Source organism: Gordonia sp. NPDC003422 (genome assembly GCF_053588675.1).
In genome coordinates, this window is the sequence record NZ_JBSFQL010000012.1 from 146587 (window position 1) to 154739 (window position 8153).

Below are 8153 nucleotides of genomic sequence, written 5' to 3' on the forward strand. Positions count from 1 at the left end.
AATCGACAGCGCGGTTCTCAGCCTCGCCAGACCACCGCCGTCGCGCCGTCGATCTCCACCACGGTCACCTCTTCACCCGGTGCGATCACCTCACCGGCGGTCAGCGCCCGCGCCGACCACACCTCGCCGCCGATCTTCACGCGGCCGTCGCGATCGTCGACCTCTTCGGTCACGATGGCGTGCTTGCCTTCGAGCGCCTCGGTGTTGGTCAGCATGCGCGGACGGCTCAGCATGTGCCGCTTCGCGACCGGCCGGACACCCATCAGCAGCAGCACGGACACCAGCGCGAAGACCACGACCTCCAGCCACACCGGGGCGCCGAGTGCATCGGCTCCTGCGGCGCCCAGGGCGCCACCGGCGAGCATCAGGAGCACGAGGTCACCACTGAATGTCTCCGCGATGACGAAAAGGATCGCGGCGGCCAACCACAGCAGCGCGCTCATGAATCCAGTCTGCCAGAATCCGCCGACGGTGATCGTCGCTCAGCGGTCTCCCGCCGCGGCCGTCACGAAGTCGAGGAGTTCTTCCACCGAACGGAGCAGATCGGTTTCCAGATCCCGATAGTCACGGACCCCGGCCAGCACCCGGCGCCAGCCATCCCGAGGATCGCCCCAGCCGAGTTGCCGGCACACACCGGTCTTCCAGTCCGTGCCCATCGGGACACGGGGCCAGGCGTCGATTCCGACGGACGCCGGTTTCACAGCCTCCCAGACGTCGATGTAGGGATGGCCGCACACCAGGACGTGCTCGCCGACGTCGGCGGTCAGCTTCGCCTCCTTGGACCCCGCCACTAGGTGGTCCACCAGCACGCCCGCCCGACGATGTGGCGCGGGCGCGAACTCGGCCAGCGCCTGTTCGAGATTGTCGAGCCCGTCGAGGCTTTCGACGACGACGCCTTCGGCACGCAGATCGTCACCCCACACCCGCTCGATCAGCGTCGCGTCATGCACTCCTTCGACAAGGATGCGGCTGGCCCGCGCAGTGCGTGCGCGGGTCTTGGGCGCGACGCGTGAACCGGATGCCGTCCGTGTCGGCGCCTGCGGGCCTCGACCGCGAGGTTTGACCAGGGTCACCGGCCGGCCGTCGATCAGGAATGCGGCCGGATGCATCACGAAGACCCGGCTGCGCCCGTGCCGGTCCTCGAGTCGTACGAGGTCACCCGAGTAGCTCTTCTCCAACCCGACGATCGCGCCGCAGAATCCGGTGGCGGCGTCCTCGACGACGAGGTCGGTCTCGGCGGCGACCTCCGGCACGCGCGGCTTGGCGCGCTGGGGTTTCGACAACACATCGCGCCCGTAGCGGTCATCCATCGCGCGCATCCTCACTGTCGGCGTCGTGTTTGCTGTGTCGAACTGGCCGACGCACTACGGTACGCGCGGGACTGCCCAGTCCTCGCTCCGCCACGCCCGGGATTGGGCAGCGGAGACGGCCGCAGCGAGACATCGAAACGCTGCCGATAACCGCCCGCGACACCTCCCGACCCGAGCAGTCATAGCCGAACCGCAACCCATCCACCGGACCTACCCCACGCCCGGCCGGGTGCGCGGAGGTTGCTGCATTGCACTCAGGTATTCACGTTACGATCGATCAGTGGATCCTGATCTACCTGCTGCGATACAAGAAGAACTGCGCCGTCGCTGGTCTGAACCACACCGCAAACACCACACCGTCAAACACCTCGATGAGGTCATTTCCGGTCTCGATACCCTGGCCACAGCGGGCGAAACTTTCGATCACCGATCAGTGATCCTTGCCGCCTGGTTCCACGACGCCATCTACAACCCCAAACGCACGACCAACGAACGCGACTCCGCACGACTCGCACAGAAACTCCTCGGCGCCGACTCAGACCTCGCAGAGGTGCAACGCCTCGTCTTACTCACCAAACACCACGCGCCGCTCAGCACCGACTCCAACGGGATCGCGCTTAGCGATGCCGATCTCGCCGTGCTGGGAAGCGACATCGACAGTTACCGCGAATACGCCCTCAATGTGCGAGCAGAGTACAAGTATATCCCCTCCTTCCTCTACAAAAGACTACGAATAAACATCCTCGAAGAATTCGCGAAACGCCCCTCCATTTACCACTCGGCCACCGCCAAAGATATGTGGGAAAACCAAGCACGATCCAATATCGCGGAGGAAATCAACACCCTGAAGAGCTAGCGGTTATGCCAATCATTCGAAAACATCCCCATCCTTCCACATCGTCCACACGCTTTCGTGACCCTGCGGGCCTTCCTTTGAGAGCACCAGATTGTTGACAATGCCCAAGAAGTCATGCATCGCCCACGGGCTTGAATCCCTGAAGCGATATCTCCCAGTATCCAGCTGACGAACTTCCGTGATGGTGCCTATGTCCGACTCAACCGTCAGGTGCGATCGGTTTCCCCATTGAGTGTTGAGCCCTGCAAACGTTCGCCAGTGACGTATCCGCTTGATTTCCCTGAGCGGGAGGCCCGCAGTCCCCTTCTGTAGCATGCGGACTCCATCCGCAGAAAGATAGATGGCGAGCGGAGCCGAACTCCTCTCTTCCACCAGTCCTCGGATGCGGTGATGAGGGTCTAGCGCGTGTAGGACTTCGCCGGTGGCAGTGTCATAGGCGCACACAGGGCGTTCGCTAAATTGCTGCGATAGGCATAACAGAGGCAACTCATCTCCTCACGATATTGAGTACAGATCGCCACGAGGCAGTTCGAGATCCGCCTTCGATGATCTCCACCGGACTCCGCGATTCGGCAAGCTTTTCAAAAGTTGGACCGATCGGATTTCCGTACTTCCCGACATTCCGCTCGGCCATTCGCGCTACGGCATTCTGGTTCCACATCTTGTCACGCGTCAGCTGTTTCAGGTCGTTGCGCTCTCCAACAACGCGCCGTGCAATGGACTCAGGATCGCCACCAGACCTCAGGTCGGCCAGGCCGCGCTTCGTAATTCCCTTTGCGGCACGGTTGTACCCGACACGCAACCCGGCATCGTGCACCATGTTGACGATTCCGCGCAAGCATGGCTTCAGTCCGAGTGGGTCGATCCAGGTGTGGGGGTTGTGGACGTAGGCGGTGGCACTGTAAGGGTTGGGTGCGATCCCGAGTGGGTCGGGGCTGGTGTAGGTGGTGGTGGCCGGGTTGTAGTAGCGGTACCGGTTGTAATGCAAACCGGTTTCCGGATCATACTGCTGCCCAGCAAACCGCAACGGCGTGCCGACACCCTGCCAACGAGTGTCACCCCACACCGTGCGCGTCGCACGCCCCTCCACCTGCCCCGACACGGGATCGACCAGCTCGGTCGGCGCGTCCGACAGATCGGCGACGATCGCATGAAACTCGTCATCGATCTGGGCTTGCGACCACCCGGCCGGATCCCCGCCGGCCGGCGGGTGCGCACCACCCTGACCGCCGCCGTCGTCGTTGCCGTTGGCGGGGTGGGTGGGGGTGTGGTGGCGGGTGTGCTGTTCCAGCGGCTCGCCCGTATCGGGGTGATAGGTCCAGATCCAGGTCGACGCCGCCCCGGCCGGTAGCGGCCCGCGCGGGGTGTGCGCGATATTGGTTTGGGCCACCACATCATCGCCATCCCAGCCGAACACCACCGTGTCCAACAGCCGCCCACCAGCAGCCGTGTGCGTTTTCGACACCCGACGCCCGAACGGGTCATACCCGTAACGCCATGTGCTGCCATCGGCACACACCACGGTGCGGATCTGCCCGGCACTGGTGTAGGTGAAGCGGGTGACCTCCGGGCCCCGCGACAACCGGTGACGGCGACGCTCCACCAACTGGCCCGCCGCGTCATACACAAACCGATCCCGACCGATCCGGGTGATCAACGTGCCCCGACGCGACACCCGACGATCCCCACCCATAGCTGCCGGACCCGCCACCGGCGACGACGCCACCCCAACGGCAGGCAACCCACCCGACACCGAATCCAACAGCCCAGCCGGCGTGTACGAAAACCGTTCGGCCACACCCCCACCCCGCGCACCCACCACAGTCGTGGCAGTCGCCGCAGTCGTGGTCGCGGTCATCGGCGAGCCCGTGGGGTCAGGGGTGTTGTCGGCGCCGAGGATCCGGCCCTCACCATCCACACCGAACCCGACCCGACCAGCCACCACATCATCGATCGCCGACACATACGTGTCGGCCCGATACGTCCACCGCCGACCCGCCACCACACCACCCGCCGACGACCCCGACGAGGTCGTCGCACCTGCCCGTGTCGTAGAAGCCGGAGCGGTGGTGGCCGGTGCGGTGGTGGCTGGTGTGGTCGTGGCGACGACTTGTTCGATCAGCCGGTCCCGCACATCGAAACGCTGCCGGATGACCGCCCGCGCACCGATCGCCCGCGACACCTCCCGACCCGAACGGTCATAACCAAACCGCAACCCATCCACCGCACGCACCCCACCCCCAACCGGGTGCGCGGAGTGGTGCGCGGAAGTCGTTGCGGCCGTGTCGGTGCGGGTGTCCACGGTGGTGAGCAGACCGGCCTGATCCCACCCGAAATCGGTCACCCACCGACCACCAACACCCGCAATGGTGGTGGTGTCGATGGTGCGGGTCGCCGACCGCGATCGCGGATCGGCGTTCCAGCCGGTGGTGATGCCGTTGATGGTTTCACCGACCACCACCCCTGTATCGGGGTCACGATGGTAGGTGACGACCGCGTCCGCGTTGGCCGCCTCCACCAGTTCACCGGCCTCGTTGAACCGAAACTCGGTGCGCCCGTCGGTATCCGACACCGACGCCACCACCCGGCCCGCCGCATCAAAGGTGGTGTCAGTCCGTCGACCCAACGCATCGATCCGGGCGACCGCCCGCCCGGCCACATCCACCTCGTAGCGGGTGTGCGCGTCGTTGTAATCGGTCTCCCCGACCAGCCGCCCGGCCCGGTCGTAGTCGAACCGCCACACCAAACCGTCCGGGTTGATGACCTCACGAACCTGCAACTGCGTGTCATAACGCAGCTGCAGCCGGCCACCGGTGGCATCGACCATCTCCACCGCGGTGTCCATCGGACCGAACCGCGAGGTCCGCCGGTGACCAGCCTCATCGACCGCGGCCACCAGATTGCCCTCGGCATCAAACAGTGCTTCCTCACGCGTGCCGTCCGGATGCACACGCTCGACCAGTTCCCCATGCACCGTCCACACCAGCCGGGACTCGTTGCCCTCCGCATCCATCACCGACGTCGGGTTACCGAACACGTCATAGCCGTAGCTCACCACCCGCCCGTCCGGATCGATCACCCGCACCGGCCGCCCAGCCCGATCACACTCCACCCGCGTCACCGCACCCGAGGCGTCGATCGTGGCCGCCAGCACCGAACCCGAAGCGCGGTAATCGAACTCGAACCCGTGACCCACCCCATCCGGGCCGACCACCGACACCACATTGCCCCACCCGTCGACCTCGACCTCGCTGACCCGACCCGCAGCATCGATCACCCGCGTCGGGACCCCCAACCCCATGTACTGCACCGCCACACTCGTGCCGTCGGCAGCGGATTCCGCGATGACCAGGCCGTCCTCATCGCGGGTGAATGTGGCCACCCCACCCTCACCCGAGACCACCCGAACCGGGCGACGCCGCTCATGGACGACCGTGGTGATCGCACCCGCAGCCGTGATCTGCTGCCACACCTCACCCGAGGGGTCACACCGATAAATCTCACACCGCACATCACCGAGCACCTCATCACGCCACAACCGCTCATCCACCCCGGCGAACACCGCCGCACCCGCCGCAAGATGCGCCGGCCCACCCGCGACATCCCGATCCGGCAACACCACCCCCACACCGGCCACACCCACCGCGGCCACCTGCTCGATCAACGCCAACTCACCGACCCGCGCCATGCGCGCATCCACATCGACCGAATCGTCCACCGCCAAATTGGTGGCGGTTTGCACCATCACCGACAACACCCCACCCGCCACCGCGCCCGGACCGGTATCCGGCAGATACACCGTGCCGTTGGCAAACACCCCGCCCGTACCGGCCTGCACAACACACCGACCCTGCTGGTCGTAGCCATACCGGTAGACAATCCCGTTACGGTCAGTCCACGACGTCACCCGATCCGCGGCGTCATAGGTGTAGCGCAACGGCCGGCCAGACCGATTGCGTACCCCGATCAGCTGCCCGGCCAACGAATACTCATACCGCGCAACATCACGCGCCTGCGCACCCTCACCCGACACGGCGCCCTCACCCGACACCGACAACCCCAAGACCCGTTCGGTCACCGGATCGGTGTGCACCACCACCACCGCACCACCCGAGGTCACGATCCGGGCCGGCAGACCGGTCTGCGGGTCATAGACGATCTCATGGCAGTGCCCGGACCGGTGCACCACCGCACTCAACCCGACCACCACCGACAACCCCGTCCGCGCCGCCAACGTCGAATCTGCCACCGTGCCAGCCGAATTCACACCCGCACCAGCACCGCCATCGGCGTCGGCGTCGTCGTGCAGCGAGGATCGCTGCGGCCCACGATCGGGGTCGGGCACACGGAGCGACGAGGTGTCCCCGACCATCGAGAACACATACGTCACCCCGGCCGCCACCTCACGCACCCGATACGTGCCATCCACAAACGACAACCGCCACCCCGAGGTGTCCGACGAGGTGACCTCCACACCATCAACCGGATGGCCGAACACCACACCCATCCCGTCCGGCGCGATGAAACTCACCCCGTCCGCGTCGACATCAACACAACAATCCAGCATCGACACCCACGACGGCCCGAACGAACGTCCCGCCCGAAACGACGTGATCAGATGCCGCTCGAACACCAACGGGAACACCCCATCGATGCGCACATCCACATCAACATCGACCACATCACCGGAAAACACATCCACCGGGTCATTGGCACACGCACGACCGAACTTGCCCAACTTGCCCAGCTTCGCCAACTGCGCCGCCTTACCCGCCCCCGGTATCGCCCCCACCGCCGACATCGCGAACTCACCCCACGACATATTCCCCGTCAACGTCAACGCCAACCCGATACCCACACCAATACCCGCGATGATCCCCCCCACCAACGTGCCCAACCCCGGCAACAACGCCACCAACGACCCCACCGTGATCAACACTTCCGAAATCGTCTTCAACACATCAGCATGCTCATCAATCCAATTGCCCAACGACTTCCAAAACGCCTTCCACCCCTTCGGATTCTCCTCAAACGGCGTGTCCTTCTGCCCATCCAACACATCCACCGCGGTCTGAGTGATCGCCTCCATCCGACGATGCACACCCTCACCATCACCCAACAACCGCTCCCACACACCCACCGCCGCCGTATACCGCCCCCACGCCGCCGACAACTGCCCCGCCACCGCATTCGCATGCGCCGTCGCCGCAGTCAACGTCGACAACGCCTGACCCTCCTTCGCCGCCGCCGCCGGAGCCGCCGGCGTCGCCGCAGCCGCCGCCGTCGCCGTCACCGACGCCGCATGATCAGCATGAGCCGTCGCCTCCGCCGACCGCGCCGTCGCCAACGCATCCTCCAACGCATTGACCTGATCAGCCGCCGTCTGCACCGCCGCATGCGCACCCGGCGCCCGACCCCGCAACCCATGCATCACCGACCGCTGGAACCCGAAATCGGTACCAAACGACACAATCGCCGCACCCACCACCTGATGCGCCCGACCCGTCTTCGACAACCAATCCGGCAACGAATCATCCAACTTCTCCCGGAACTGATCAGCCTCCGGACCCAGATACTCCGACGTCTGCCCTTCCAGCCCCCGGATCAGACGCTCCGCACTGAAACAATCCTCGGCGAAATCCAGATACTCCCGCCCACCCGCAGTCACCGTCTCCGGCTCCCCCGACAACCACAACGACTTGTGCCCCGGCGACAAAAACGTCTCCAACTCCGGCAACCGCGCAGCAGGCATAACCTAAACCTCCCCGAAAACAGAACAGCACCGCGCAAAGACCCTCATCTTCACGCGGTGCCATACCTCGACATCAACTGAACAAGAACAACCACACCCAGACGGCGCCCGATCACCGAGATCACCGACCGGCCACCACGTCAGCCCTGATGAATGGTCTGCCGAATCCGATTCTGCATCGCCGACACATTCTCGGTGTTCTCCCCCACCGCCTCCTGAATCTGCGACAAAATCT

Annotated in this window: 4 protein-coding genes; 1 reads left to right on the forward strand and 3 read right to left on the reverse strand. The window is 64.9% G+C overall.

Features of this window, described 5'->3' with window-relative positions; genetic code table 11:
* Positions 1-17 precede the first annotated feature (17 nt).
* Together ACWDTF_RS12550 and ACWDTF_RS12555 are read right to left on the reverse strand one after the other, a co-directional pair.
* The gene (locus ACWDTF_RS12550; RefSeq protein WP_240857332.1) at positions 18-443 is read right to left on the reverse strand and encodes an NfeD family protein; all 426 of its coding nucleotides are present in this window, start codon (positions 441-443) and stop codon (positions 18-20) included.
* A 39-nt stretch (positions 444-482) separates the two neighbouring features.
* Positions 483-1310 (reverse strand): DUF3097 domain-containing protein, encoded by an 828-nt coding sequence (locus ACWDTF_RS12555; RefSeq protein ID WP_240857333.1) that lies wholly within the window; start codon positions 1308-1310, stop codon positions 483-485.
* A gap of 280 nt (positions 1311-1590) precedes the next feature.
* On the opposite strand from ACWDTF_RS12555, the gene ACWDTF_RS12560 reads away from it, so the two are divergent.
* The gene (locus tag ACWDTF_RS12560; RefSeq protein WP_240857334.1) at positions 1591-2166 is read left to right on the forward strand and encodes an HD domain-containing protein; all 576 of its coding nucleotides are present in this window, start codon (positions 1591-1593) and stop codon (positions 2164-2166) included.
* A gap of 487 nt (positions 2167-2653) precedes the next feature.
* Here the strand turns inward: ACWDTF_RS12560 and ACWDTF_RS12565 are convergent, their stop codons facing one another.
* On the reverse strand, positions 2654-7918 hold the full coding sequence (locus ACWDTF_RS12565) for an RHS repeat-associated core domain-containing protein (RefSeq protein ID WP_449754451.1): 5265 nt from the start codon (positions 7916-7918) through the stop codon (positions 2654-2656).
* Positions 7919-8153: the final 235 nt, after the last annotated feature.